Below are 26,541 nucleotides of genomic sequence, written 5' to 3'. Positions count from 1 at the left end.
CCGCGCTGTTGGCGCATGCTCATGAACTGAAAGTGCTTCTTTAGCGGCGATCATCCTCAAAGCTAGGGACAGAGCGGCGCAAAGCCGCACGTCGGGTGTGCTGGACACCGGTCCTGAAATTGTTTGTGACTGTCAAGTCGCGGTATGTCCAACGCCATCCCAACAAACGATAACAATTCTCAATACAATTGAGCATTGCCAGCCAGCGTCCCGAAAAGTCACGCGAGCCAGCGCCTTCAGCGTTTGTCTGCCTTTCTCTTCATCGGGACTCCCATGTCTTCTCAGCCCTCGCGTGCGGCGTTTGCTTGTTCGCAACGCCCATCGGCCCGCCAGGCCACCCTCTTCGCCCTGACCCCACTGGCCCTGTGCCTCGCGCACGCCGCCATGGCGCAGCAAACCGGCGCACCGGCCGCTGACCCGGGCGCAGCAGACACCAGCGCGACCGCCCCCCAGCTCCAGGAAGTCCGCATCAACGCCAGCTCCGAAAAGGACATGGGCTTTGCCCCCGTCGAGGCGCAGACCGCTGGCAAAGCGCCCATGCGCCGGCTGGAAACCCCGCAGTCGGTGAGCGTGGTCACGCGTGAGCAGATGGAGTCGCGGCAGATCACCAATGTGCAGCAGGCGCTGCAGACCGTGGCGGGGGTGAGCCCGGTCAACTTTGGGCGGCGGGGGTTTGACGACCTGAACATCCGGGGCTTTCGCTCCACCGAATCCATCCTGGTCGATGGCCTGGTGCAGAGCCCGGGCATGTGGGCCAAGCTGCAGCCCTATGGCTACGAGCGGTTTGAGGTGCTCAAGGGCTCGGCGTCGGTGCTGTATGGCCAAGTGCAGCCAGGCGGCATCGTCAACGCGGTGAGCAAGCGGCCCAAGAAAGAGGCGCTGAGTGAAGTGGGCGTGGAGGTGGGCAGCTTCGGCCAGCGCACGCTGCAGGCCGACATCAACCGGCCGCTGTCCGAATCGGGCAAGACGGCGTTGCGCATCAATGCGCATGTCTCCGACGTGGACGACCCCACGCAGTTCGTCTACCGCAAGGACCGCTGGTTTGCGCCGTCGCTGTCGATCGACCTGGGCGCGCAGACCGACCTGGTGCTGTTCGCCACCTACAGCCAGAGCGAGTGGATGCGCCAGCAGGGCATCACGCCCTACGGCACGCTGCTGCCCAACCGCAACGGCACGCTGTCCCGCACGATGTTCACGGGTGACCCGAGTTTTGGCGTGTACGACGTGGAGAGCACCACGGTGGGCTATGCGCTGGAGCACAAGATGTCCGACGCCATGACCTTCCGCCAGAACGTGCGCTACGAGACCGAAAAGGGCACGGGCAATTTCGTCTCCAACCAGGCACTGCAGGCCAACCAGCGGCTGCAGAACCGCAGCGCGTCGCGCCAGTACATGGACTACGACCTGCTGGCCACCGACACCTCGCTGCTGTCGCGCTTTGAAGCGCTGGGCGTCAAACACCAGTTGGTGACGGGTCTGGATGTGCGCAGCGGCACCAGCCTGCTGGCCAGCCGCACCTGCCGCATTGGCGCGCTGGACCTGTTTGCACCCGTCTATGGCATGCAGGCAACCTGCCCCGAAGCGCTGACCGCCGATGCACCGGCCAAGCTGACGGTGGCGGGCCTGTATGCGCAAGACCAGATCAAGTTTAGCCAGGGCTGGACGGCCCTGGTGGGCCTGCGCCGCGACTGGTCCACCACCGACACCGACAACCGCGTAGCCAAGACGCAAACGCGCCAGAAGGACAACGCCACCACGCTGTCCGCCGGGCTGGTGTACGAGTTCAAGCCGGGCTGGGCCGCATACGGGAGCTACGGCGAGTCGTTCCTGCCCCAGTCAGGCCTGACGTTTGCGGGATCGTCCTTTGCGCCCGAAACCGGCAAGCAATGGGAGGCGGGCGTGAAGTACGAAGCGCCCGGCGGCCAGGTCACCGGCGCCCTCGCCGTGTTTGACCTGGTGCGCCAGAACGTGACCACCGCCGACCTGGTGAACACGGGCTTCAGCGTGCAGACCGGCGAGCAGCGCGCACGCGGGCTGGAGCTGGAACTGGGCGCAGACCTAAAAAACGGCTGGAAGCTGACCAGCGCCTACACCTACACGCAGACCAAGGTCACACGCGACAACAACGCTGCCATCGTGGGCCTGCCGCTCAACCTCACGCCTCGCCACACGCTCACGGCCTGGGCCACCTACAAGCTGCCGCAGTACCAGCGCGTCACCCTGGGCCTGGGCGGGCGGTATGTGAGCGAGCAGATCGGCTCCTACCCGTTCACGCTGCCGTCTTACTTTGTGGCCGATGCGTCGATCAGCTACGCGGGCGAGAACTACCGCGTGACGGCCGGTGTGAAGAACCTGTTCGACAAGGCGTATTACGACGGCGCGATCAACGCCAACGTGGTGTCGCCCTCGCTGCCACGCAACTTCAGCCTGGGCGTGACGTACTTCTTCTGACGCACCGCGCCACCCTGCCGCCCGCATGCCATGACCAGCCAGCGCACGCTCAATCGCCTGTTCACCCTGCACTCGTGGGCGGGCATCGTCACGGGGCTGCTGATGTTCATCGTGTGCTTCTCGGGCGCGGTGGTGGTGTTCAAGAACGAGATCGACCTGTGGGCCAACCCGTCGCTGGCCCAACTGCCGCGCTCCGAAAATCCTGCATCGCTGGATGCGGTGATGGTGCAGCTGCAAACGCGCTACCCCGGCGCCACGGTAGAGACCATCGCTCTGCCCGATGCCGTCAACCCCAGCTACTTCGCTTTTGTGCGCGAGCGCGGGGGCCCGGCCAACACCCGCACCAAGGTGGCTTTGCGGTCAGACACGGGCGCTGTGGTGGGGCCGGTGGACAGCCAGCTGGGCCAGTACCTGCGCTCTCTGCATGTGTTTCTGTTCTTCGGCCCGCGCTGGATCGTGGGGTTCCTGGGCGCGGCCATGCTGGTGTTGATTGCTACGGGCATCGTCATCCACCGCAAGATCCTGGCCGAGCTGTTCACCCAGCGCTGGGGCCGCAGCTTCCGGGTGGTGATGTCAGACCTGCACAAATCTGCGGGCATCTGGGGGCTGGGTTTTCACATCCTGATTGCGGCCACGGGCGCGTGGATGGGATTGGCGCCGCTGTTTGAGCAGGGCTACAAATATGTGACCACCAGCACCGCAGCGGCAACCCCAAAGCCGACGCGTAAAGCCGCTGGCGAGGCCGCTGAACTGGTGCCCATGCAGTCGCTGGATGCGCTGCATGCCACCGCGCAGCAGGCCGTGCCAGGGCTAGAGGCGCGCTACGTGTCGCTGCGCCGCTGGGGCACCAGCACGGCAGAGGCAAGCTTCACCGGCAACCTCGACGGGCACCTGGCCAGCACCGCGCGGGTGGACATCAATGCCGCCACCGGCGTGCCGCGCAAGGTGCACGACCCGCGCACGGCGGGTTTCTGGTCGCTGGTCAACGGGCTGATGGAGCCGCTGCACTTTGGCGACTTTGGTGGACTGGCGCTGAAGTGGCTGTATTTCTTTCTGGGCATGACGCCCGCGTTCTTGTCGATATCGGGCACGCTGATCTGGCTCGATGCCCGGCGCCAGCGGCAGCGTGAATCGCAGGCGACCACGCCTGCCCAGCCCTCATCCACAGCAGGTACTGCGGTGGCAACACGCTGACGCGACCCATTTTCTTTCGTTCGTATGCAACGCTTTTTCGTCGCCCTGCACGCCACGCTACCGGCAGCCCTGATGGTGGCGGTGCTGGTGCACCTGTGGGGTCCTGCCTGGCTGCCCACGTTGGCGCAGCGCCCGGTGTGGACGATGTGGGTCTTGATAGGGGTGTGGCTGCTGATGTCTGCCCTTGCCGCCTGGGCGCTGAGCACGGTGGCGCTGTGGCGCGTATCTCTAGCATGCGCTGGGCTGTTGCTGATGGCCGCCGGGGGTGTGGGGCTGGCGCAGGGTGCAGCATTGGCGCCCGCCATGCTGGTGGGCATGGCGGTGTGGGGGCTGGTGTGTGGGGGCGTGGCGGCATTCATCGCGCCGGGCCGGGTGCAGGCAAACAGACGCAAGACACCACGGCAGGGCCCTGACAACCACGCCGATCCTGCCCACGCCCCGCACCCTGCGCGCCGCAGAGCGCTCTGGCGGTGGGTACCCGCCGCTGCGCATCTGCCGTTCTGGCTGGTCGGCCTGCTGGCGGTGGAGTCGTTCCGCCTGGCCCATATCGTGGCGACCGAGCCTGCGCGCTCGTCGGGCATGCTGGGTTTGCTGCTGGCCTTTTTTGTGGCCCTGCCCGCGGCCACGCTGCGCGCCTGGGCGCCCCGTACGGCGGCGCTGCTATGGGCCCTGGCGGCGCTGGCCTTTGGTGGGTTGGCGGCCAAGGCAGGCTTGGCGCAGTGGGCGGTGGCAGCGGCGTTGTGCACGGCGGCTGCGTTCTGAGGTCAGGCATTGCTGCAACGCCTGCGCCGCACCATGCTGTCGCGCCAACCCACACCCCGCGCCCCCCACACAACGCACCCCCCCCACAACACGCAGCGGGAGACCGCATGAACGAGCTGCTGGGCGCCGCCGCAGCGCTGGCCTCATTGATGGCCCTGACCCGCTGGGCCCAGGCCGCGCCCACCCGCGCCTGGGGCGACGGGGCCGCTAGCAGCCTCCCTGCTCGACAGCGCGCCTGGGCCGTGGCTGTGGGCACCTTGCTGCTGCAGACGGCCACCGCCATCGTGGCGGCAGGGTGGGCCGCAGGCATCGCGCTGGTGCTGGCCGCGTGGATGGGACTGGGCTGGCTGCTGGTGCTGGCCATGAACCAGTGGCCCCAGGCCAGCCTGCGCTGGGCGCAACGTGTGGGCTGGGCGGGGGGCGGCGTGTGCGTGGTGACGCTGGTGGTGCATGGGCTGCGGCTGGGCGCGGCACATTGACTGGGCACACCACTGCGGCAATTTATGGTCAAAATGGCCTCTAGCGCTTGATGGTAAAGCGCTAGCAGCTATTTTTTTGATAGTAACATCCCTACACCAGCCATGCGCCACGGCACAATCGCGCGCATGGACTCGCTCGCCAACGCTCCCTGGATTCACACCCTGCGCTTCATTCTGGAGGTGGCCGCCACCATTGCATTTGCGCTGTCCGGCGTGATCGCGGCGGCGCGCAAACGACTCGACGCTGTGGGCGTGTGTGTGGTGGCGTTTGTGGCGGCCTTTGGCGGCGGCACGCTGCGCGATCTGCTGCTGGACCAGCGCCCGTTTTTCTGGATACGGCACACCGAATTCGTCTGGGGCATTTTGGCGCTGTGCGTTGCGGCCATGCTGTTCATGCGCCAGCGGCACTTTCAACCCACCGAGCGCGCCATGCTGCTGCCCGACGCGATTGGCCTGGGCCTCTTCGCCGCTGTGGGGGTAGACATCTCCACCGCCATCGGCATGCCCCCCATCATCAGCGTGATGATGGGCGTGACCACCGGTGTCTTTGGTGGCGTGCTGCGCGACGTGCTGTGCAACGAGGTCCCCCAGGCCTTCAGCGACCACCGCCCCTATGCGCTGTGCGCGTTTGCGGGCGGCTGGGCCGACGTGGCGCTGCGCCACCTGCAGGCGCCCGACTGGACACCGCTGGTGGCCTGCGTACTGCTGACGGCTGGGCTGCGCGGGCTGGCGCTGTGGCGCAACTGGGAGTTGCCTGCTTGGCGGGTGTGACACCTTGACAGGCGCCACGCTGGCGCCACCGTGACAGCCCCAGGCCGCATGCGCCGCCACACTGGCCCCAGCAAGACGCAGGAGACACCGTGACATGACAGCAGATGCACCCCACCCCTCCACCCTGGCCGCCACCGCGTTCATCGACAGTGACGCCACTGCAGTACAGGCCTTCGCGGCCGAGCACGCGCAAGGCAGCACCGACCGCGAGCGCGCCGTGGCCCTGTACTTGGCCGTGCGCGACGGCTTTCGCTACGACCCGTACCGCATCGACCTCTCGCCCCACGGCATGACGGCCAGCACCGTGCTGGCCAACGGCTACGGCTGGTGTGTGCCCAAGGCGGCCTTGCTGACGGCCGCGTGCCGCGCGGCGGGCATCCCGGCGCGCATGGGGTTTGCCGATGTGAAAAATCATCTGAGTACCGAACGCATGCGCGAGACGATGAAGACCGACCTTTTCATCTGGCACGGTTACACCGACATCTGGCTCGATGGCCAGTGGCGCAAGGCCACGCCCGCGTTCAACATCGAGCTGTGCGAGCGCTTTGGCCTGCTGCCGCTGGAGTTCGATGGCGCAAGCGATTCGATCTACCACCCGTTCGACAAGAGCGGCCAGCGCCACATGGAGTATGTGCACCAGCGCGGCACGTTCGACGACCTGCCGCTGGCGCAGATCGTGGCCGACTTTCAGGCGGTGTACGGCGGCTGGCTGGAGGGCGACACCACCCGCAGCAGCCTGCAAGACGCCAGTTTTGCCAATGACATTGAAAAGGAAGCCCGCTGATGAACGCCGCCAACAATGCCACCACCCACATCCCGGCAGGCTTTGTGCCGCTGGAGGCGGGCGGCCCCTACATCCAGCACAACGGCCCGTTGTATGTGCTGCACCAGGGCGATGTGGTGAAGTTCGGCTTTCGCGTGGAGCGGCGGCACACCAACCCCATGGGCAACCTGCACGGCGGCATGATGGCCACGTTCTGCGACATGCTGTTGCCCCTGTCGGTGCACCGCAAAAGCGACCAGGTGGCCGACCGCTTTCTGCCCACTATCAGCCTGCAGATCGACTACCTGGCCCCTGCCCCGCTAGGCGCCTGGGTCGAGGGAGAGGCCGCGCCGCTGCGCATCACCCGGTCGCTGGTGTTTGCACAAGGGCTGGTCACCGCCGACAGCGTGCCGTGCGCGCGGGTGAGCGGCGTGTTCAAGATCGGGCCGATGGCGCGCAAGGATGCGGTGGAATGAGCAGACTGCAGCGCCCCATCAACCCGCACGCCACGGCGCGGGGATAATGCGGTGTCGGCCCCTGGCCAATCACGCTCCCATTAAACGCCGAAGGTCCAAATGCTCTGTGCCGTTGTTGTATGCATTGCAGCCGCCGCAGGGGGCCAGCAGGCGGCGACCGATGACTGGTTCACATTGACCGGTGATCGGCTTGAGACCAGCAAGAATCTGATCGAAATCCTGCCCGAGCCCATTGGCATGGACCAGCGCGTGCTGCTGGACCTGCGGGTATCGCGCGACCGGGAACGCACTTCGTTTGGGGGGCAAAAATACCGCTCGTATTACGCGAAGGTAGCGGTGGACTGCCCGGCGCGGCGGGCGTGGTATCTGCAGCTGTCGTACTACGCGCAGCCCACCTGGGCGGGCGAGGTGATCGCCAAAGAGCAGTACAAGGAAGGCGAGGCCGAGGTGCTGTTCAAGGACATGTCCAGCCAATGGTCGCAGCGCATGGTGACGGCGGCCTGCAAGGTGCGCAAGCTCTCTGGCTAACGGCGCGATGCAGCAAGTCTGATCTGCACCTATTTCAAGCAAAAATGGCCGCTAGCGCTTATCCATCAGGCGCTAGCAGCTATTATTTTTGCAGCGTCACGCCGACTGTATCCATCAGTCCAGGCTGGCACCCGACTCCTTCACCACCGTGCCCCACTTCACGCTTTCGGCCTGGATGAAGGCGGCGAACTGCGCGGGCGTTTCGCTCATGGCTTCCGCGCCCTGGTCATTGATTTTCTTCTTCACATCGGCCTGGCTCAGCACCTTGACGAGCGCGGTGTTCAGCTTGGCCAGCACGGGTGCAGGCGTGCCTGCGGGGGCGAACATGCCGAACCACGACGTGGCTTCATAGCCCGCCACACCGGCTTCCGCGATGGTCGGCACGTTCGGCAGCTCGGGCGAGCGCTTGGCGGTGGTCACGGCAATGGGCACCAGTTTGCCGCTGCGCACATGCTGGATGGCCGAGGGCATGTTATCGAACATGATGCCGATCTGGTTGCCCAGCAGGTCCGTCACCGCCGGGGCGCTGCCCTTGTAGGGCACGTGCACCATGTCCACCTTGGCCAGGCTCTTGAACAGCTCGCCCGACAGGTGGATGGAGCTGCCGCTGCCCGACGAACCAAAGTTGAGCTTGCCGGGGTTGGCCTTGGCGTAGGCAATCAGCTCGGGCACCGTCTTGAACGGCTGGGCGGGGTTGGCCACCAGCAGGTTGGGCACATTGGCGACGCGGGTCAGTGGGGCAAAGTCCTTGACTGGGTCAAACGGCATCTTCTTGTACAGGCTGGCGTTGATGGCGTGGGTGCCCACTGTGCCCATGAACAGCGTGTAGCCGTCCGCCGGGGCCTTGGCCGCCAGCGAGCCCCCGATGTTGCCGCCCGCGCCTGCGCGGTTGTCCACGATGACCGATTGGCCCAGTTCGGTGGTCAGCGCCTGGCCGATGATGCGCGCCAGGATGTCAGTGGTGCCGCCCGCAGCGAACGGCACGACGATGGTGACGGGCTTGGTGGGGAAGGCCTGCGCCAGGGCGGCGGGGCTGGCGATGATGCCTGCGCCCAGCATGGCGGCAGAGGCGACGGCGCCGAGGGTGAAGCGGCGGCGTGCAAGGGTGTTGATCGGGTTCATGAGGCTTGTCTCCTTCAGGATGGTGGTGAAAAAATCGCGGTGGCGCGCCAGAAGCTGGCCGTGCCATGGCCTCAACCGGGCGCGGACGCCTGGGCGAGAACATCGGTAGGTGCCCCGGTCAGGGGGCGATGAAAGATGTCTTCAGATCAGGTTCTAGACGGGCGCCACTCCCAGCGTGGTGCCTCCGCACACGTACAGAACCTGGCCGGTTACAAAACCGTTGTCGGGCGAGAGGAAAAACAGGGCGGCACGGGCCACGTCTTCGGCGGTGCCCATGCGGCCCACGGCAATGCTTTGGAGGATGCGCTCGGTCTGCGGCGCGCCATCAGGGTTGCTCTGGCGGAACAATTCGGTGGCAATGGGCCCAGGGCCAATCGCGTTGACGGTGATGCCGTCGCGCCCCAGCTCCATGGCCAGCGTGCGCGTCATGCCGATCATTGCGGCCTTGGTCGCGGAGTACACGATGCGCTCGCCCTTGCCCAGCGCGGCGCGCGACGACATGTTCACGATGCGGCCCTGGCCGCTGGCGCGCAGTGTGGGCAAAAAGGCCTGCACCAGCAGCATGGGCGCGCGCAGGTGCAGGCCCACCACGTCGTCCAGCTGCTGCGTGGTAGCGGTATCGATGGTGCCGGGGCGCGTGGCACCTGCGTTGTTCACCAGGGCCGTCACGTTGTGGTTGGCGGCAATCTCGGCGGCCAGCGTGCGCGTGGACTCTTCATTCGTCAGGTCAGCTTGGTACGACGTGAGTTGAAGATGGCTCCAGTTAGGCAGCACGTAGTCGAGGTTGACCACGGCGCGGCCTTGGGCCAGCACGGCTTCGGCGATGGCTTTGCCAATGCCGTTGCTGGCGCCGGTGACGACCGTGACAGGAGTGCTTTTGTCCATCGCTGTCACACGCGCTCCAGGATGATGGCAATGCCCTGCCCTACGCCGATGCACATGGTGCACAGCGCGTACTGCCCGGCGTGTTCGTGCAGGCGGTTGACGGCGGTGGTGACCAGGCGCGCGCCACTGGCGCCCAGTGGGTGGCCCAGCGCAATGGCGCCGCCCCAGGCGTTCACACGCGCGTCGTCATCCTTCAAACCCAGGGCGCGCAGCACGGCCAGGCCTTGTGCGGCAAAAGCTTCGTTGAGTTCGATCACGTCCATGTGGTCGATGGTCAGACCGGTCTGTGCCAGCACCTTCAGCGTTGCGGGCGTGGGGCCAAAGCCCATGATGCGCGGCGCCACACCGGCCACGGCCATGCCCACCACACGGGCGCGCGGCTTGAGGCCGTATTTGCTCGCGTTGGCTTCATCGGCCAGCAGCAGCGCGCAGGCGCCGTCGTTCACGCCACTGGCATTGCCTGCCGTCACCGAGCCGTCGGGCCGCACCACACCCTTGAGCTTGGCCAGCGCTTCCAGACTGGTCTCGCGCGGGTGTTCGTCCTGGCTGACGATGATGGCGTCGCCTTTCTTTTGCGGGATGTGGACGGGCACGATCTCGCGCGCCAGGTGGCCGTCCTTGATGGCGGCCACGGCGTTGAGCTGGCTGCGCAGGGCCATGCGGTCTTGCGCTTCGCGCTCGATGTTGAAGTCGGTCGCCACGTTTTCGGCGGTTTCGGGCATCGAGTCGACGCCGTATTTTTCCTTCATCAGCTTGTTGATGAAGCGCCAGCCGATGGTGGTGTCGTAGACGGCGTTGTTACGGCTGAAGGCCGACTCTGCCTTGGGCATGACGAAGGGCGCGCGGCTCATGCTCTCCACGCCGCCCGCGATCATCAGGCCGGCCTCGCCCGCCTTGATGGCACGCGCTGCGGTGCCCACGGCGTCCAGCCCCGAGCCGCACAGGCGGTTGATAGTGGCGCCCGCTACATCGATGGGCAGGCCCGCCAGCAGGCTGCTCATGTGGGCCACGTTGCGGTTGTCTTCACCGGCCTGGTTGGCACAGCCGTAGAGCACATCGGTCACTGCGGCCCAGTCCACACCGGGGTTGCGGTCCATCAGCGCCTTGATGGGGATGGCGCCCAGGTCGTCGGTGCGCACGCTACTGAGCGCGCCGCCGTAGCGGCCGAAGGGGGTGCGGATGGCGTCGCAGATGAAGGCTTGGCGTTGTTGGCTCATGGTTTTGTCTCCTCGTTTGTTGGGGGATGGATTCAGGCGGCGGGGCGGATGGGCAGGCCCACCAGTTGCTCCAGCTCGACCAGCGGCAGGCCGGGCACGGTGTCGATGAGCTGCAGCCCGGTGGGCGTGCAGGCCAGTGTGCACAGATCGGTGTAGATGCGCTTCACGCAGGCGACACCGGTGAGCGGGTAGGTGCACTGCGTGACGATCTTGCTCGCGCCCTGCTTGGTCAGCAGGTCCATCATCACCCAGGTCTGCTTGGCGCCGATGGCCAGGTCCATCGCGCCGCCCACGGCCGGGATGGCGCCGGGCTCGCCCGTGCTCCAGTTGGCCAGGTCGCCCGTGGCAGACACCTGAAAGGCGCCCAGCACGCAGATATCCAGGTGCCCGCCGCGCATCATCGCGAAGCTGTCGGCGTGGTGAAAATACGCGCCGCCGGGCAGCAGCGTGACAGGCTGCTTGCCCGCGTTGATCAGGTCATAGTCCTCCAGCCCCGCAGCGGGCGCGGGGCCCATGCCCAGGATGCCGTTTTCGCTTTGCAGGATGACCTCGCGGCCTGCAGGAATGTGGTTGGCCACCAGGGTGGGCTGGCCGATGCCCAGGTTGACGTAAGCGCCGTCGTGGATGTCTTGCGCCACCCGTTGTGCCAATTCGTCTTTACTACGCTTTTGATAGCTGTTCACGCTTATTCCTTCTGCGCTAGAGGCCAATTTCATGCTGATTTCTTGAATCCACCGGCCAACGTGGCGGTGCGGTCGATCTGGACCACGTGGGTCACATAGATACCGGGGGTGACGATGGACTCAGGGTCCAGCGCGCCGAGCGTGACGACATCGTGCACGGTGGCAATCGTGGTCTTGGCGGCGGTGGCCATCACGGGGCCAAAGTTGCGGGCGGACATGCGGTAGGTGAGGTTGCCCCAGCGGTCGCCCTTCTCGGCCTTGATCAGGGCCACGTCGCCGTGGATGGGGTATTCGAGCACGTAGTGTTTGCCGTTGATCTCGCGTGTCTCCTTGCCTGCGGCCAGCTCGGTGCCATGCGCCGTGGGGCAGAAGAAGGCGCCGATGCCCGCACCCGCAGCGCGCAGGCGCTCGGCCAGGTTGCCCTGGGGCACCAGTTCCAGCTCCAGCTTGCCGCTGCGGTACAGCTCGTCGAACACGTAGCTGTCGACCTGGCGCGGAAAGCTGCAGATGATCTTGCGCACGCGGCCCGCTTTCAGCAGCGCGGCCAGGCCTTGGTCGGCATTGCCCGCGTTGTTGTTGACCACCGTGAGGTCGCGCGCGCCCTGGGCGATAAGGCCGTCGATCAGCTCACCGGGAATGCCTGCGGTGCCAAAGCCACCAATCAACACCGTGGCACCATCCTTCACCCCTGCAAGGGCCTGGGCCACCGAGTCTGCCAGTTTGTTGATCATTGCAACGCTTTCTTGGTTTGCTCTGTTGTCTCTTTGAAATTTGTTCGCTTATAGAACAAATGTTCGCTGAAAGAATTATAGTTGGCATACGTATGAATTCCCAAACCCCTGAAGCCAAAGACCCAAAACCGAGCGACAGCTATGTGCAGTCGTTCGCGCGCGGGCTGGAGGTGATCCGCTCTTTCAGCGCGTCCGCGCCGCAGCAGACCTTGAGTGAAGTGGCCGCGCAGACGGACCTGACCCGCGCGGGCGCGCGCCGCATCCTGCTCACGCTGCAGACGCTGGGGTATGTAGAGACGGACGGCAAGCTGTTTCGCCTGAGCCCGCGCATCCTGGACCTGGGCTTTGCGTATCTTTCGTCGCTGCCCATCTGGAACCTGGCCGAGCCGGTGATGGAAGACCTGGTGGAAGATGTGCGCGAATCCTCATCAGCCGCCGTGCTGGACGGCCTCGACATCGTCTACGTGCTGCGCGTTCCCACGCACAAGATCATGCGCACCAACCTGGGCGTGGGTTCGCGCTTGCCTGCGCCGTGGACGTCCATGGGCCGCGTGCTGCTGGCTTCGCTGCCCGACGACGAACTGCAGGCCCGCCTGGCGCCGGTGCCGCTTGCGCGCCACACCGCGCACACCACCACGGATCTGGCGGAGCTGCTGAAACGCGTGCGCACCGCCCGCACACAGGGCTGGTGCCTGGTGAACCAGGAACTGGAAGAAGGCCTGATCTCGATTGCCGCACCGCTAAAGGACCGCACGGGCCGCACGGTGGCGGCGCTCAACATCAGCGGCCAGGCCAACCGCACCAGCGAGGCGCAGATGCGCGAACAGATGCTGCCCGCATTGCAGCGCGCCGCGCGCATCATCTCGCGCATGATGGGCGCGCCCGGGGTCTGACCCACACCGCATACCCAAAACGCAAACAGCCCGCACTGGGCGGGCTGTCTGGTTCTTCTTGTGCCAGAAGGATCGGTATCAAACGGCCAAGACACATGCGCATGCAGGGCGCGCAGCCTGGTCCCGCTCTTGCGGTTGTCACGCGCTTCGCCCGCATGCGTCTGACGGTACTTGTATTCGCTTGAGGCGGCAAGACCGGCTGAGCGGGATCAGTTCTTGCGAAAGCCCAGCACCAGCACTACGCCGCCAAGCACCATGGCGCCCAGGCTCATCCACTGGGGGATGTTGACGGACTCTTTTTCCTTGACCGTCAACTCCAGCGGGCCCAGTTTGGCCTGGGTGGTGTCCTTGGTAAAGCTGAAGCCCCCCGTCAAAAAGCCAGCCAGGCCCACAACCAACAACAACACACCAACGATTCGCATTGCATTCATGAGAGTTCTCCGAAAACCGGGTGTTCAAAAGACTTGGCAAAGCGACCCGGCTCCTCATCTCTGCGCACCGCCAATGTAGTGGCGCGGCCGCGTCCAGCACGTAGGACGCCGCCGCGCACGCGCGTATTTGCCGCGCCCGAACGAATCGCGCGCCGGGCAACCCCGTGCCAGCGACACCATCAGGCTGCGTGCTACGCTCTCGCCCCATGTTCAGCCCCTCCCAAGCCGACGTGCGCCGTTTTTTGTGCGGCGTGCACAGCAAGACCCAGAGCGGCGCCCCCATGGAGGCCATCGAAACGCTGGCAAGCCTGTGGATCGCCGAGCACCCCGAGTACCACGCCGATCTATCAGACGCCGACACCGCCGTGGCCCGCAACTACGACGAGACGCCCGAACGCACCAACCCGTTCTTGCACTTGTCCATGCACCTGTCGATCAGCGAGCAATGCAGCATTGACCAGCCACGTGGCATCCGCCAGGCGGTAGAACTGTTAACCGCCCGGCTCGACTCGCTGCACGACGCCCACCACGCTGCCATGGAATGCCTGGGTGAAATGCTCTGGGAAAGCCAGCGCTCGGGCCGACCGCCCGATGGCAACGCCTACATCGCTGCCGTGCAGCGCCGCGCCACGCGCGACTGAGGCACTGCAGTCACTGCACCCGTTAGCACGAACGCCTGACCGGATCGCAAGTGACATCCACAAAGCACTGTGTGGCACTGCGCAGCACGCACAGCACCGTGTACGGCAAGACGGGACAACAGCACGGGAGAAACGTTGTGAGCGACTCTTACCCGCCAGCGCACGAGACAGCACCAAGGCCCGCCACTCAGCCGCAGACCATGCCGCCCACGCGGGAGTCGCGCTTTGCCGACAATGCAATCCCACCCACCGGAGGCACGATGCAAAGCACCCCTGCAACCCCACCCTCAGTAGCCCCCTTGCTGCCGCCGCAGCTGCCTTTGCCCGTGGCGTGGCTGGGCTATGGCGGCCTGCTGCCCTTTGTGGCGCTGGCGGGCGTAGGCTGGTGGGCACCCAGCGCGCCACTGTGGAACACGGCCTTGCTGGGGTATGGCGCCGTAATCTTGAGCTTTGTGGGTGCGCTGCATTGGGGCTTTGCCATGGCGCTGGGCGGCCTGACCGAGGCCCAGCGCACGCGCTGTTTTGTTTGGAGCGTAGTGCCGTCACTGCTGGCGTGGCCCGCCCTGCTGCTGCCAGCGGCGGGCGGTGCGGCGCTGCTCATCGCGGGCTTTGCACTGCATTTGCTGCAAGACCACCGGCTTGCCAGCCGCGCGACCCTGCCCGGCTGGTATCTGCCGCTGCGCTGGCGCTTGACCATCACGGCCAGCGTGTGCCTGGCGCTGGGTGCGGTGGCTGCCCATGGCTGATCCGAACAACCCTCTGCTGCGGCCCCGCAGCGAAGACGCCGCTACCGCCGCTGTGCCCAGTGGGCGCTGGGCGCGCATGGCGCGGCTGGGCACGCTGGCCACCGGACTGGCGGGCGGCATGCTGGCTGAAGGCGCGCGCCAATGGGCGCAAGGCAAGCGCCCAAGCCCGCGTGACCTGCTGCTCACCCCAGGCAACGCTCGTCGGGTGGCAGACCAGCTGGCCCAGCTGCGCGGCGCCGCTATGAAGGTAGGCCAACTGCTATCGATGGACGCGGGCGAGCTGCTGCCCCCCGAGCTGGGCGAGATACTGGCCCGCCTGCGGTCCGACGCCAAGCCCATGCCCATCGGTCAGCTAGACGAAGTGCTGACCGCCGCTTGGGGTGCGGGCTGGGACGCGCGCTTTGCGCAGTTTGGCTTCACGCCCATCGCGGCCGCGTCCATCGGCCAGGTGCACCGCGCCACCACCAAAGACGGGCGCCAGCTGGCCATTAAGGTGCAGTACCCCGGCATACGGCAAAGCATTGCCAGCGATGTAGACAACGTGGGCACGCTGCTGCGTGTGTCGGGCCTGCTGCCCGCCCACCTGAACATTGCCCCGCTGCTAGACGAGGCCAAGAAGCAGTTGCACGAAGAAGCCGACTACCTGCGAGAGGCCCGCTGCCAGCAGCAGTTTGGCAACCTGCTGGACAGCGATGCCGCGCTGTGCGTGCCTGCAGTGCACGCCGACTGGACCACCGACAACGTGCTGGCCATGGACTATGTGGAGTGCGTACCCATTGAGTCGTTGCAGCACGTACCGCAGGCAGAGCGGGACCGGGTCGCTTCGCTGCTGATCGGCTTGTTGTTTCGCGAGCTGTTTGAGTTCCACCTGGTGCAGACCGACCCCAACTTTGCCAATTACCGATTTCAAAGCACCAGTGGCCGCACGGTGCTGCTCGACTTTGGCGCCACCCGCGCCTATGGCCCAGACATCGTTGCCGCGTACCGCCAGCTCATGCGCTGCGCCATGCACGACGACCGCGAGGGCATGGACCAGGCTGCCAGGGCCATCGGGTACTTTGGCAGCCACATCCGCGCCGACCAGCGCGAGGCCGTCATCGACCTGTTCTCCATTGCCTGCGAGCCCCTGCGCGCCGCAGACGCCTACGACTTTGGCCGCAGCGATTTACCCCAGCGAATCCGCGCAGCCGGCATGGCGCTCAGCACCGAAAAAGACTTCTGGCACACCCCACCAGCCGATGCGCTTTTTCTGCACCGCAAGCTGGGCGGGCTGTACCTGCTGGCCGCGCGCCTGCAGGCGCGGGTGCCGGTGCAAGCGCTGGCACGGCCATACCTGGGCGCTGCCTGACCCGCTGCCGTGGGACAGCGCGTCGGGCGTACGCCAAAAACAAAAAGCCCGCTATCGCGGGCTTTTAAATGAAGCGCGGAGTGCGCACAGGGTGGGCTCTTACTTGAAGCGCGACTGTGGCACCACGTGCATATCGCCTTCCACACTGCCGAGGTAGTTGGCCAGTGCCTTCAACTCGTTGTTGGTGAACTGCTTGGCAATGCCCGCCATGATGGCGTTGTTGCGGCCCACGTTGTTGTTCTTTTCCACCTTGTACGACTTGAGAGCCACATACAGGTAGTCCGCATGCTGGCCTGCAATCTTGGGGTACGAGGGGTCGATGGGCTTGGCGAAGTTGTCGCCGTGGCAAGACACACAAGCACCCTTCTTCAGCAGCTCTGCCACTTGAACGCTGGGTTCGCGCTTGGGTTTGGCGGGCAGCTCGGCGGCGGTCTTGCCGTGTTGTTCGTAGTAGGCGGAGACGTCTGCGATGTCTTGCTCTGACAGCGATTCGGCAATGCCGCGCATGGTGGGGTGCTTGCGCTCGCCCTTTTGGTAGGCGACCAGCGCAGCGGCAATGTACTTGCCGCTTTGGCCCGAGATCATGGGCACCTTGTGCACCTCAGGAAAACTGGCCTGATAGCCCTGGATGCCGTGGCAGCCAATGCACATGGCAATCTTTTGCTTGCCGGCTTCCACGTCGCCTTTGGCTTCCTGGGCGTGGGACAAGGCGGTCACGGAAGCGACAGCCAGGGCAAATAGCGTGGTCAACGTTTTGTTCATTTTGCGCGCACAATCTCGTGGAAGTTCAGCTCTGGGCTCTGATCAACCGCCGATTATAGCCAGCGCCCTGTCAAGCCCATTCATCAACGATCCGGTGTTTTCCCCCATGAAATTCCAAGGCTCCCAGAACTACGTCGCCACCCAGGACCTGATGCTCGCCGTGAATGCCGCCATTACGCTGCAGCGGCCCCTGCTGATCAAGGGAGAGCCCGGCACAGGCAAGACGATGCTGGCCGAGGAAGTAGCGCAGTCCCTGAACATGCCGCTGCTGCAGTGGCACATCAAGTCCACCACCAAGGCGCAGCAGGGCCTGTATGAATATGACGCGGTCAGTCGCCTGCGGGACAGCCAGCTCAATGACGGCGACAGCGCAGAGCGCGTCAAGGACATCCGCAACTACATCATCCAGGGCGTGCTGTGGCAGGCCTTCACGGCCGATGAGCCCGTGGCGCTGCTGATCGACGAGATCGATAAGGCCGACATCGAGTTTCCGAACGACCTGCTGCGCGAGATCGACCGCATGGAGTTCTACTGCTACGAAACGCGCGAGCTGATCAAGGCCAAACACCGCCCGCTGGTGTTCATCACCTCCAACAACGAAAAAGAACTGCCCGACGCATTCTTGCGCCGCTGCTTCTTTCACTTCATTAAGTTCCCCGAAGCCGACACGATGCGCCAGATCGTCAACGTGCACTTCCCCACGCTCAAGGCCGACCTGCTGGGGGTGGCCATGAAGACGTTTTATGACGTGCGCAACCTGCCGGGCCTCAAGAAAAAGCCTTCGACCAGCGAGCTGATCGACTGGCTCAAGCTGCTGGTGGCTGAAGACATCCCCCTGTCGGCCCTGCAAAGCGCAGACAACAAGGTGGCCGTGCCGCCGCTGGTGGGCGCGCTGCTCAAGAATGAACAGGACGTGAGCCTGTTTGAAAAGCTGGTCTTCATGAACCAAAGGAACCGTTGAGAGGCAATCTCTCCGCAGGCACCTTTCGTTTTCAATCAGTGACCCACCGAGCAGCCCGTGTCTTTTGTCGAGCCCATCACCCTCACCGACCGTGGCGTGCGCCTGGAACCCCTGGCGCTGTCGCATGAGCAAGGCTTGGCTGCCGCGGCCGCTGATGGCGAGCTGTGGAAGCTGCGCATCACCTCGGTGCCAGAGCCTGAAAACACGCGGAGGTACATCGAAGACGCCCTGCGAATGCGTGCTGACGGCAACCGATTTGCATTTGCCGTGGTCGATGACGCCACCGGCGAGGTGCTGGGCAGCACCAGCTATCACGACATCGTGCCTGCCGTGCGCCGCGTGGAGATTGGCTACACCTGGTACCGCAAAAGCGTTCAGCGCAGCCACGTCAACACCACCTGCAAGCTGCTGATGATGGGCCACGCCTTTGACACCCTGAACTGCCACGTCGTGGGCTGGCGCACGGACAACTTCAACTTTGCGTCGCAACAAGCCATTGAGCGCCTGGGCGCCAAGAAGGACGGCGTGCTGCGCGGCCACGCACTGCGCCGCGACGGCACCATCCGCGACACGGTGATGTACAGCATGCGGGCGGGCGAATGGCCGGAGGCCAAAGCGCAATTGCTATATCGTTTAGAGCGTCGAACGCTTACTGAATAAGCGCTGGAGGCCAATTTCATGCTCATCGACTTCTTCTACACCCTGCGTTCGGCCAAGTTGCCCGTTTCGGTCAAGGAATACCTCACCCTGCTCGAAGCCCTCCAGGCGGGTGTGGTGGGCCCCAAGTCGGATGACGGCTGGGCGCTGGACGATTTCTACAACCTCTCGCGCCTGACCCTGGTCAAGGACGAGAAGCACTACGACAAGTTCGACCGGGCCTTTGGCGCCTACTTCAAGGGCGTGGAGATGGTGGCCGACTTCACCAAGGAGATTCCGGCCGACTGGCTGCGCAAGATCCTGGAGAACGAGCTCACGCCCGAGCAAAAGGCCGCCATCGAGAAGATGGGCTGGGACGAACTCATGGAGACGCTGAAAAAGCGGCTCGAAGAGCAGAAAGAACGCCACGAGGGTGGCAACAAGTGGATCGGCACCGGCGGCACCAGCCCGTTTGGCCACGGCGGCTACAACCCGCAGGGCGTGCGCATTGGCGGCGCGGGCAAGAACAAGAGCGCAGTGAAGGTGTGGGAGCAGCGCGCCTACAAGGACTACGACGACCAGCAGGAGCTGGGCACGCGCAACATCAAAGTGGCGCTGCGCCGCCTGCGCAAGTTTGCGCGCGAAGGGCATGAGCTGGAGCTGGACCTGCCCGACACCATCCGCAGCACGGCAGCCAACGCAGGCTACCTCGACATCAAAATGGTGCCCGAGCGGCACAACAACGTGAAGGTGCTGCTGCTGATGGACGTGGGCGGCACCATGGACGAACACATCCAGCGGGTCGAAGAACTGTTCAGTGCCGTGAAGACAGAGTTCAAGCACCTGGAGTTCTATTATTTCCACAACTGCGTGTACGACTTCATGTGGAAGAACAACCGCCGCCGCTTTGCCGAAAAATTCCCCACCTGGGACATCATCCGCAAGTACAACAAGGACTACAAGCTGATCTTTGTGGGCGACGCCACCATGAGCCCGTACGAGATCCTGCAGCCCGGCGGCAGCGTGGAATACAACAACGAAGAACCGGGCGCCGAGTGGATCCAGCGGCTGACGCACGCCTTCCCCAAACACGCGTGGATCAACCCCGAGCCCCAGGGCGTCTGGCAGTACCGCCAGAGCATCAGCATCATCCAGCAGCTGGTGGGCAACCGCATGCATCCGCTGTCGCTCAAGGGGCTGGAAGAGACGATGCGGCTGCTGTCCAAATAGCAGCACCGCCAACAATACATCCGCGCGGGGTAGTGCCCCGCAGGCGATGTGAGCCGCTGTCTGACAACGAGGGGCATTTTTTCGGGGCATAGTCGGGGGCCGCAGTGATTGCCTCTGGGTTTGGAGGCTTTGACTGCCCTCTATGTAAGCCCTTACCTCCGTCCTGCCGTGCCCTTCAGCGTCTTGCGCCTCCACACTGTGAATGTTCCAACGCCGGCCCCGTGGTCGGCGTTGCTGCTTGTTGGAGCCTTGTGCCTGCAGGGTTGCAGCCTGCTGCAGCGCGGTGACAACAAGGGCGACAACGCAGACGCTGCGGGCGCTCCGATCATTGCCGAATCGGCCTCTCCGTCATTTGCCGTGGAGGTGCGCGCCCCCGATGCCGCACGCGAGACGCTGGAGCGCCACCTGGAGCTGCAGCGCTTTCGCAACCTGCCCGACCTGCAAGCCAACGAGCTGCAGCGCCTGCTGGGTGCGGCCGACGCCAATGCCCGCGAGTTGCTGGGCACGCTGGGCTACTTTGCGCCCACCATCACGGTCGAGCTGACCGAAACCCCCGACAGCAAAAGCACCCCGCGCACCGTGGTTGTGACCGTGCAGCCCGGTCCGCAAACCCGCATTGCCAGCGCCGACATTGACTTTGCCAATGCCGAAGGCAACAGCGCCGAAGGCCGCGCCCGCCAGCAGCAGCGCGTGCAACGCAACTGGTCGCTGCCCGCAGGCCAGCCGTTTACGCAGTCAGCGTGGGATGGAGCTAAAACCAGCGGCCTGCGCGAACTGCAAGTGCGCCGCTATCCCACCGCACGCATTGCCAACAGCCGCGCCGAAGTGGATGCGGACACGCACGAGGCCAAGCTCAGCGTCACCTACGACCCCGGCCCGCCCTACCGTTTTGGCCCGCTGCGCGTGCAAGGCAGCGAGCGCTACGACCCCGATGGTGCGCGGCGCCTAGCGCGCCTGCCCACTGGCGCCGTGTATGACGAGGCCGAGATGCTGGACGCGCAACTGCGCCTGGCCAGCAGTGGTTACTACGACGCCGTTTTCCTCACGCTTGACACCGAAGGCACCGACCCCGAGGCCGCGCCCGTGGTGGCCCAGGTGCGCGAAGCCCCGCTGCAAAAACTGGTGTTTGGCCCTGGCTTTTCGACGGACAGCGGCGCCCGCCTGTCGCTGGAGCACATCCACAACCAGCTGCCCGTGATCGGCTGGCGCGCGGTCAGCAAGCTGTCGCTGGACCGCGAGACCAAACACGCCAGCAGCGAATGGACCGACCTGCCCAACAACAACGGCTGGCGCTGGTTTGCCGGCGCGCAGCTGCAGCGCGAGGCCACGGGCGACTATGACGTCAACAGCGGGCGCGTGCGCTCGGGCCGCAGCAAAAGCACCGAGAACATCGACCGCAACTACTTTTTGCAGTACGACCACGCCAACAGCCAGGGGCTGACCGCCAACGCGCTGTCGCCTGCCGAATCCAGCACCGCCCTCAGCATCAACTACGGCTGGACGGGGCGCTACTTCAACAGCATGACGGCACCCACCCGCGGCCACGGCATTGCGGTGGAACTGGGCCTGGGCACCACACTGCGGCCCGAGCGCGACCCATTTGTGCGCACCCTGGTGCGGTGGCAGTCGTTCATACCGGCCGGGCGTGTCACTGACGACGCGGGCCTGGGGCGCAACGCCCGCGTGGCCCTGCGCGCCGAGGCGGGCGCCGTGCTGGCGCGTGACGGCGCCCAGGTGCCTGTGACCCAGCTCTTTTTAACCGGTGGCGACACCACCGTGCGCGGCTATGGCTACCGCAGCATTGGCGCGCGCACCGACAACGGCCAGCTTTACGGCGGCCGCTACATGGCAGTGGGCAGCGTCGAATGGCAGCGCCCCATCGTCTACAACGGCAGCATGACCGACTGGGAAAGCACGCTGTTCATGGATGCAGGCGCCGTGGCCGACCGCGCGGGCGACCTGGACCCGCGTGTGGGCGTGGGCGCTGGCGTGCGCTGGCGCAGCCCGGTGGGGCCGCTGCAGGCCGACCTGGCCTATGGCGTGAAAACCAAAGAGGTGCGGCTGCACCTGCGCCTGGGGTTTAGCTTCTGATGGCGACGAGCAACCCGACTCCACCCACGCCGCGCACCCGCGCATCCGATTTCAGCGCCGGGTCGTCATCGGCCAAACGCCCGCCACCACGCCGCGCGCCGCGTGCCGTGCGGGCGCTGGGCTGGCTGTTACTGACCCTGGTGGCGCTGGTACTGGCAGTGGCCGCTGGCGTGTGGGTATGGGCGGGCAGCAGCACGTCGCTGGCCACTGCACTGGCGCGCGCCGCGCAGTATTTGCCTGCTGAGCAAAAGCTGGAAAGCCGTGAAGTCTCTGGCGCGCTGCGCAGCGGCGGGCGCATTGGCTGGCTGCGCTGGAGCAGCCCCACCCTCACCGTCGAGGTAACCGACATCCGCTTGGGCTGGCAACTGGCCCCCTTGCTACAGCGCCGCCTGGAACTGGGTGAGGTGCATGCCGCGCGCGTGCTGATCACGCCTCAGACGCCGCCCGTTCCGGCGCCCGACACCCCCCTTACCCCCCTGACAGAGTTGGTGCTGCCGCTGCAGATCGGCGTGCCGTTTCGGGTCGACGAAATCCAGTGGGCCGGGTCCCCTGCTGTGCAGGCGATGGGCCTGCAAGGCGACTACCGGTTTGATGGCACACAGCACCGGTTGAACATTGACCAGGTAGAACTGGCCCAGGGCCGCTACAGCGCACGCGCCACCCTGCAGGCGCAGGCGCCCATGGCCCTGGATGTGACGGTGGATGGCAATGTGCAGACCACCGTGCCAGGCAGCACTTCGACCACGCCCATCCAGCTGGGCGCCCACGCCACGCTGCAGGGCACGCTGGCCACGGCAGCGGCGCGGCTGGAGTTGCAGGCACGCGTCCGCCCCATCGCGGATATGGCGACAACAGGCACCACACTGCCGCAGGCATCCCAGCCCGCATCAACGAGCACGCCCAACACGCCACCTGCCAAGTCCGGGCCCAAAACCACAGCAAAAACTACCGCCAAAGCGGCCGCCCCCGCCCCTGCGGAGCCCATGCAAGCCGATGTGCAAGCCACGCTGGCACCCTGGGCACCTCAACCTCTGCTGGCAGCCACCGCAACCCTGCGCGCCGTCAATCTGGCCGCGCTGTGGCCCCAGGCCCCCGCCACGCAGCTGCACGGCGCACTGCAAGCCGGGCCGACGACAACCGGCGCTGCTGCCGGTGGCACTGCACCAACGTCCGGCGGCTGGTCCATCGATGCCCAGCTGCGCAACGACCTGCCCGGCCCGTGGGACAAGGCCCGCCTGCCCCTCACCGCCCTGCAAGCCAGTGCCACCTACGACGGCACACAGTGGGACGTGCCCCGTGCCACCCTCAATGCAGGCAGCGGCAGCGCCACACTGCAAGGCCACTACAACCCCGCCACCGGCGCGCTGGAGGGCCAGGCCGACCTGCGCGCCCTGCGGCCTGATGCACTGCACACCGCGCTGGCCGCCGCCCCCTTGTCGGGCCGCATCCGCGCCGAGACACAGGGCACCGCCGTGCGCTTCAACGCCGACATCCGCGCCACGCCGGGCCCGGCCGCCCGCAGCACATCAACGGCACGCGCGTCACGCACCACTGGCCCCGCCCCGCTGCGCATCAACACCCTCACCGCACAAGGCAGTTGGCAACCGCCCACGGGTGCCCAAGGTGCAGACACCGGCGGCACCCTGCAACTCGACCGCCTGCTGCTCGATGCCCTGCAGGCCCGCGCAGAGGCTACCAGCCTGCGCATTGCCCTGGGTGCGCAGTCTGCCCAGGGGCAACTGGCGCTGACAGTGCCCGGCGCCACGGCCCGGGCCAGCGGGCAGATGGGTCCACAAACCGGCGCGGGCGATCTGCAAGTGCAATGGGCCGACGCCGACCGCACCATCCAATGGCTGACCACCCTGCCCTTTGTGGGCGCCAATCTGCAGCAGGCATTGCAGGGGGCCACCGCCAAAGGCGCCGCACAAATCACCGCGCGGTGGAAGGGTGGCTGGCAAACCGCAGCCCGGCAACTTCAGGCCGCCACCGCGGGCAACGCACTGCCAGTGGGCAAAGACCTGTTCGAGCTGCAAGCCAGCCTCAGCGCGCCCCAACTGGACCTGACGCTCCCGCCCGCAGCCACAGGCGCTGAACCCGGGGCCGCCGCCCTGCAACCCATCCAGCTGCGCGCGCTGACCGCCACGTTGTCCGGCAGCTTGGCGCAGGCATCACTGGTGCTCAACGGCGAGGCGCGTACCACAGCCCCCCAGTCGCTGGGCGCCACCGTGCAAACACGCCTGACGGGCGGGTTGACCGCCGCTGGGCAATGGCAAGCACAGATCAGCGAGCTGCGCCTGCAGGCGCAAGACGCACAGCGGCCCGGCCCCTGGGCCTTGCAACTGACAGACCCGCTGTCGATCAACGCCACCCGCACGGCCACCGCCCTCACGCTGCAAACCTCAGCCGGGCAGGCCCGCCTGACCGGCCCTGCGCCCGGCACCGTCACCCTGCGCTGGCAGCCCGTGCGCGTGGTGGCCAGTGCCAGCGCAGGCACACCTGCCACGCTGCAAACCCAGGGCACGCTGCAAGGCCTGCCCACGGCGTGGGTGGATGCGCTGGGCCTTGGCGACAAACCGGGCAGCACGGGCGCGCCGGGCGTCCCCGCCCAGCCGCTCTTGGCACGCATGGGCCTTTCCACAAGCCTGGTGCTGGATGGGCAGTGGAACGTGGACACCACCAGCACCCTGCGCGCCAGCGCCAGCCTGCGCCGGGCGAGTGGCGACCTGCGCATCCTGGCAGGCGATGCCACAGCATTCACCGCAGTGCAAAGCAGCGGCCAGGGCACCGGCGCCGGTGCGGTCACCGCCATTGCCACAGAAGCGTCGGCCAGCGCAGCAGACGCAGCCTCCACCACGGGCACCGCAGCAGGCGTGCGCCAGGCAGAAATTTCCATCGAAGCCGAAGGCGACGCCCTGCGCGCCCGCCTGCTGTGGGCCAGCGACCGCGCGGGCGAGGTCGACGCCACTGTCAGCACCCGCCTGGCCCCTGCCACCGCAGACAGCCCCATCACCTGGGCGGCCGACGCGCCGCTGGCCGGCACCCTGCGCGCACGCCTACCCGACGTGGGCGTGTGGTCGGCCCTGGCCCCGCCCGGCTGGCGCGTGCGCGGCACGCTCGATGCCAGCGCCACCGTTTCAGGCACCCGCAACGCGCCGCGCTGGGCGGGCACGCTGGGCGCCGACGACATGGCCGTGCGCTCGGTGGTCGACGGCGTAGACCTGCAAGGCGGCCGCCTGCGCGCCACGCTGCAGGGCAACCAGCTCACCATCACCGAGTTCCGCCTGCAGGGCGGGCGCGGCAGCAGCGCGCGCATTGCGGGTTTCAGCGGCAACCGCACGGCAGCGTCGCAAGACGGCGGCACGCTGACCGCCACCGGCCGCGTCACCTGGGGCGACAGCGCCACGGCCGCCACCGGCCTGTCGGGCATTGCCATGTCGCTGCAGGCCGAGGCCAAGGCCTTGCAGGTGCTGGTGCGTGCCGATCGGCAAGTCAGCGTATCGGGCACCTTGCAGGCACAGCTGCAGCAGGGCCAAATCAGCCTGCGCGGCAAGCTCACCACCGACCGCGCCACCATCATCCTGCCCGACGAATCGGCGCCCACGCTGGGCTCGGACGTGGTGGTGCGCTCCAAAGCCAAAGACCTTGTCGACCAGGCCAAGGCCCAGGCCGCTGCCAAGGCCAACCAGGTGGCGGCCCAGGCCGAAACCGCCAAGCCGCCGGACATCGCCATCACCCTCAACCTGGGCAGCGACTTTGCGCTCAGCGGCCACGGCATCACCACACGCCTGACGGGCGAGCTGGACATCCGCAGCAGTGCCGTGCCCGGCGCCCCACCGCGCGTGACCGGCGAAGTGCGCACCGACGAAGGCCGCTACCGCGCCTGGGGCCAGTCGCTGAACGTGGAAACGGGCTTGATCCGCTTCAGCGGCCCCTACGACAACCCCTCACTCGACATCCTGGCGCTGCGCCCCAACATCAGCGTGCGCGCGGGCGTGCAGGTCACCGGCAGCGCCAAGGCGCCGCGCGTCAAGCTGTATTCCGACCCCGAGCTGCCCGACGCTGAAAAACTTTCGTGGGTCGTACTGGGCCGCGACGCCGCCGCGGGCGGCGCCGAAGCCGCCGTGCTGCAACAAGCCGCCCTGGCCCTGCTGGGTCGCGGTAACAACCCCGGCGGCGGCATCGCCAGCCGCCTGGGCCTGGACGAAATCGGCGTCAAAGGCCCCGGCTCCGGCGAAGACGCCACCGCCGCCGCCCTCACCTTCGGCAAACGCCTGTCCAAGGATTTGTACGTGACGTACGAACGCAGCCTGTCGAGCACGCTGGGCACGCTGTACATCTTTTACGACCTTACCCGCAGCCTCACTCTGCGCGGGCAGACGGGCGAGAAGAGCGCGGTGGACATCATCTACACGGTGAAGTACGACTGAGGCTGCGCACCCCAGAGGGCGTGCGTGCGCCCACTACAATGCGCGGCTGTCTTGCTCCTCGTAGTTCAATGGATAGAACGAGTGCCTCCTAAGCGCTAGATACAGGTTCGATTCCTGTCGAGGGGACCAAATTTTTGGTCAAAAAGGCCTCTAGCGCTTATTGGATAAGCGTTAGCAGCTATCAAAACAGTAGTATTCAAAGAAGCAACCCCGTGGCAGGGTCTTCGCAGTGTGTGCGGCGGGCCTGCCCGCCAAGCAGCTACCCAGCGCAACACACCGCAGCCACATGCTCCAAGACATCCAGAAAACCCTG

General features: G+C 66.1%; 24 protein-coding genes and 1 tRNA gene. 18 read left to right on the top strand and 7 right to left on the bottom strand.

Translation table 11 applies throughout. From position 1 onward, the window contains the following. The first annotated feature begins 273 nt into the window (after window positions 1–273). From ACK4OE_RS16555 to ACK4OE_RS16520, 8 genes are all read left to right on the top strand, one after another. Window positions 274–2,451: a TonB-dependent siderophore receptor gene (locus tag ACK4OE_RS16555; protein WP_409886156.1), complete on the top strand. Its 2,178-nt coding sequence runs from the start codon at window positions 274–276 to the stop codon at window positions 2,449–2,451. A gap of 30 nt (window positions 2,452–2,481) precedes the next feature. Further along, complete coding sequence (locus ACK4OE_RS16550; RefSeq protein WP_409886154.1) at window positions 2,482–3,645, top strand: PepSY-associated TM helix domain-containing protein; 1,164 nt, start codon at window positions 2,482–2,484, stop codon at window positions 3,643–3,645. Window positions 3,646–3,669: 24 nt separating this feature from the next. Continuing rightward, a complete protein-coding gene (locus ACK4OE_RS16545; protein ID WP_409886152.1) occupies window positions 3,670–4,407 on the top strand; it encodes a hypothetical protein in 738 nt (245 codons plus the stop codon). Window positions 4,408–4,514: 107 nt separating this feature from the next. Further along, a complete protein-coding gene (locus tag ACK4OE_RS16540) occupies window positions 4,515–4,886 on the top strand; it encodes a hypothetical protein (RefSeq protein ID WP_409886151.1) in 372 nt (123 codons plus the stop codon). Window positions 4,887–4,988: 102 nt separating this feature from the next. After that, window positions 4,989–5,657, top strand: coding sequence for a trimeric intracellular cation channel family protein (locus tag ACK4OE_RS16535; RefSeq protein ID WP_409886149.1), 669 nt, complete (start codon window positions 4,989–4,991; stop codon window positions 5,655–5,657). A 94-nt stretch (window positions 5,658–5,751) separates the two neighbouring features. Then, a complete protein-coding gene (locus tag ACK4OE_RS16530) occupies window positions 5,752–6,441 on the top strand; it encodes a transglutaminase-like domain-containing protein (protein WP_409886147.1) in 690 nt (229 codons plus the stop codon). Beyond that, window positions 6,441–6,896, top strand: a complete 456-nt coding sequence (locus ACK4OE_RS16525; RefSeq protein ID WP_409886145.1) for a PaaI family thioesterase — start codon at window positions 6,441–6,443, stop codon at window positions 6,894–6,896. The genes ACK4OE_RS16530 and ACK4OE_RS16525 overlap by 1 nt, the downstream gene beginning before the upstream one ends. A 99-nt stretch (window positions 6,897–6,995) precedes the next feature. After that, window positions 6,996–7,424, top strand: coding sequence for a surface-adhesin E family protein (locus ACK4OE_RS16520; RefSeq protein ID WP_409886143.1), 429 nt, complete (start codon window positions 6,996–6,998; stop codon window positions 7,422–7,424). A gap of 114 nt (window positions 7,425–7,538) precedes the next feature. Here the strand turns inward: ACK4OE_RS16520 and ACK4OE_RS16515 are convergent, their stop codons facing one another. The 5 genes from ACK4OE_RS16515 to ACK4OE_RS16495 all read right to left on the bottom strand — a co-directional run bounded on the left by ACK4OE_RS16515 (window position 7,539) and on the right by ACK4OE_RS16495 (window position 12,062). Further along, window positions 7,539–8,546, bottom strand: a complete 1,008-nt coding sequence (locus ACK4OE_RS16515; protein WP_409886141.1) for a Bug family tripartite tricarboxylate transporter substrate binding protein — start codon at window positions 8,544–8,546, stop codon at window positions 7,539–7,541. Between the two features lie 153 nt (window positions 8,547–8,699). Beyond that, window positions 8,700–9,431, bottom strand: coding sequence for an SDR family NAD(P)-dependent oxidoreductase (locus ACK4OE_RS16510; protein ID WP_409886139.1), 732 nt, complete (start codon window positions 9,429–9,431; stop codon window positions 8,700–8,702). 5 nt (window positions 9,432–9,436) lie between these two features. Further along, a complete protein-coding gene (gene pcaF / locus ACK4OE_RS16505) occupies window positions 9,437–10,648 on the bottom strand; it encodes a 3-oxoadipyl-CoA thiolase (protein ID WP_409886137.1) in 1,212 nt (403 codons plus the stop codon). Window positions 10,649–10,680: 32 nt separating this feature from the next. Further along, window positions 10,681–11,331: a 3-oxoacid CoA-transferase subunit B gene (locus ACK4OE_RS16500; protein ID WP_409886177.1), complete on the bottom strand. Its 651-nt coding sequence runs from the start codon at window positions 11,329–11,331 to the stop codon at window positions 10,681–10,683. 29 nt (window positions 11,332–11,360) lie between these two features. Then, the gene (locus ACK4OE_RS16495) at window positions 11,361–12,062 is read right to left on the bottom strand and encodes a 3-oxoacid CoA-transferase subunit A (protein ID WP_409886135.1); all 702 of its coding nucleotides are present in this window, start codon (window positions 12,060–12,062) and stop codon (window positions 11,361–11,363) included. 92 nt (window positions 12,063–12,154) lie between these two features. On the opposite strand from ACK4OE_RS16495, the gene ACK4OE_RS16490 reads away from it, so the two are divergent. Further along, window positions 12,155–12,955, top strand: a complete 801-nt coding sequence (locus tag ACK4OE_RS16490; RefSeq protein WP_409886133.1) for an IclR family transcriptional regulator C-terminal domain-containing protein — start codon at window positions 12,155–12,157, stop codon at window positions 12,953–12,955. Window positions 12,956–13,164: 209 nt separating this feature from the next. Here the strand turns inward: ACK4OE_RS16490 and ACK4OE_RS16485 are convergent, their stop codons facing one another. Further along, window positions 13,165–13,386: a hypothetical protein gene (locus tag ACK4OE_RS16485; protein ID WP_176886849.1), complete on the bottom strand. Its 222-nt coding sequence runs from the start codon at window positions 13,384–13,386 to the stop codon at window positions 13,165–13,167. 206 nt (window positions 13,387–13,592) lie between these two features. Here ACK4OE_RS16485 and ACK4OE_RS16480 point away from each other — a divergent pair, with 206 nt between their 5' ends. The 3 genes from ACK4OE_RS16480 (at window position 13,593) to ACK4OE_RS16470 (ending at window position 16,121) form a co-directional block, all read left to right on the top strand. Then, entirely contained in the window at window positions 13,593–14,027 is a 435-nt protein-coding gene (locus ACK4OE_RS16480) for a DUF1841 family protein (protein ID WP_409886131.1), read from the top strand. Between the two features lie 260 nt (window positions 14,028–14,287). Next, the gene (locus tag ACK4OE_RS16475) at window positions 14,288–14,773 is read left to right on the top strand and encodes a DUF3429 domain-containing protein (protein WP_409886129.1); all 486 of its coding nucleotides are present in this window, start codon (window positions 14,288–14,290) and stop codon (window positions 14,771–14,773) included. Beyond that, window positions 14,766–16,121: an ABC1 kinase family protein gene (locus ACK4OE_RS16470; RefSeq protein WP_409886127.1), complete on the top strand. Its 1,356-nt coding sequence runs from the start codon at window positions 14,766–14,768 to the stop codon at window positions 16,119–16,121. The genes ACK4OE_RS16475 and ACK4OE_RS16470 overlap by 8 nt, the downstream gene beginning before the upstream one ends. A 99-nt stretch (window positions 16,122–16,220) precedes the next feature. Here the strand turns inward: ACK4OE_RS16470 and ACK4OE_RS16465 are convergent, their stop codons facing one another. Continuing rightward, window positions 16,221–16,883 carry a c-type cytochrome gene (locus tag ACK4OE_RS16465; protein ID WP_409886125.1) on the bottom strand — a complete coding sequence of 221 codons (663 nt, stop codon included), beginning with the start codon at window positions 16,881–16,883 and terminating at the stop codon, window positions 16,221–16,223. Window positions 16,884–16,989: 106 nt separating this feature from the next. Between ACK4OE_RS16465 and ACK4OE_RS16460 the strand changes: the two genes are divergently transcribed. The 6 genes from ACK4OE_RS16460 (at window position 16,990) to ACK4OE_RS16435 (ending at window position 26,357) form a co-directional block, all read left to right on the top strand. Then, window positions 16,990–17,844: an AAA family ATPase gene (locus tag ACK4OE_RS16460; protein ID WP_409886123.1), complete on the top strand. Its 855-nt coding sequence runs from the start codon at window positions 16,990–16,992 to the stop codon at window positions 17,842–17,844. A 57-nt stretch (window positions 17,845–17,901) separates the two neighbouring features. Next, entirely contained in the window at window positions 17,902–18,504 is a 603-nt protein-coding gene (locus ACK4OE_RS16455) for a GNAT family N-acetyltransferase (protein WP_409886121.1), read from the top strand. An 18-nt stretch (window positions 18,505–18,522) separates the two neighbouring features. Next, window positions 18,523–19,710, top strand: coding sequence for a vWA domain-containing protein (locus ACK4OE_RS16450; protein ID WP_409886119.1), 1,188 nt, complete (start codon window positions 18,523–18,525; stop codon window positions 19,708–19,710). Between the two features lie 198 nt (window positions 19,711–19,908). Further along, complete coding sequence (locus tag ACK4OE_RS16445; RefSeq protein ID WP_409886118.1) at window positions 19,909–21,801, top strand: autotransporter assembly complex protein TamA; 1,893 nt, start codon at window positions 19,909–19,911, stop codon at window positions 21,799–21,801. Beyond that, a complete protein-coding gene (locus tag ACK4OE_RS16440; protein WP_409886116.1) occupies window positions 21,801–26,228 on the top strand; it encodes a translocation/assembly module TamB domain-containing protein in 4,428 nt (1,475 codons plus the stop codon). The genes ACK4OE_RS16445 and ACK4OE_RS16440 overlap by 1 nt, the downstream gene beginning before the upstream one ends. Before the next feature lie 54 nt (window positions 26,229–26,282). Further along, window positions 26,283–26,357 (top strand) — tRNA-Arg (locus ACK4OE_RS16435). Window positions 26,358–26,541: the final 184 nt, after the last annotated feature.

The organism is Acidovorax sp. (assembly GCF_046314175.1).
In the GTDB taxonomy this organism is placed as follows: domain Bacteria; phylum Pseudomonadota; class Gammaproteobacteria; order Burkholderiales; family Burkholderiaceae_C; genus Acidovorax.
The sequence above is the reverse complement of the archived record's forward strand: the minus strand, read 5'-3'. Positions and strand labels throughout refer to the sequence as shown.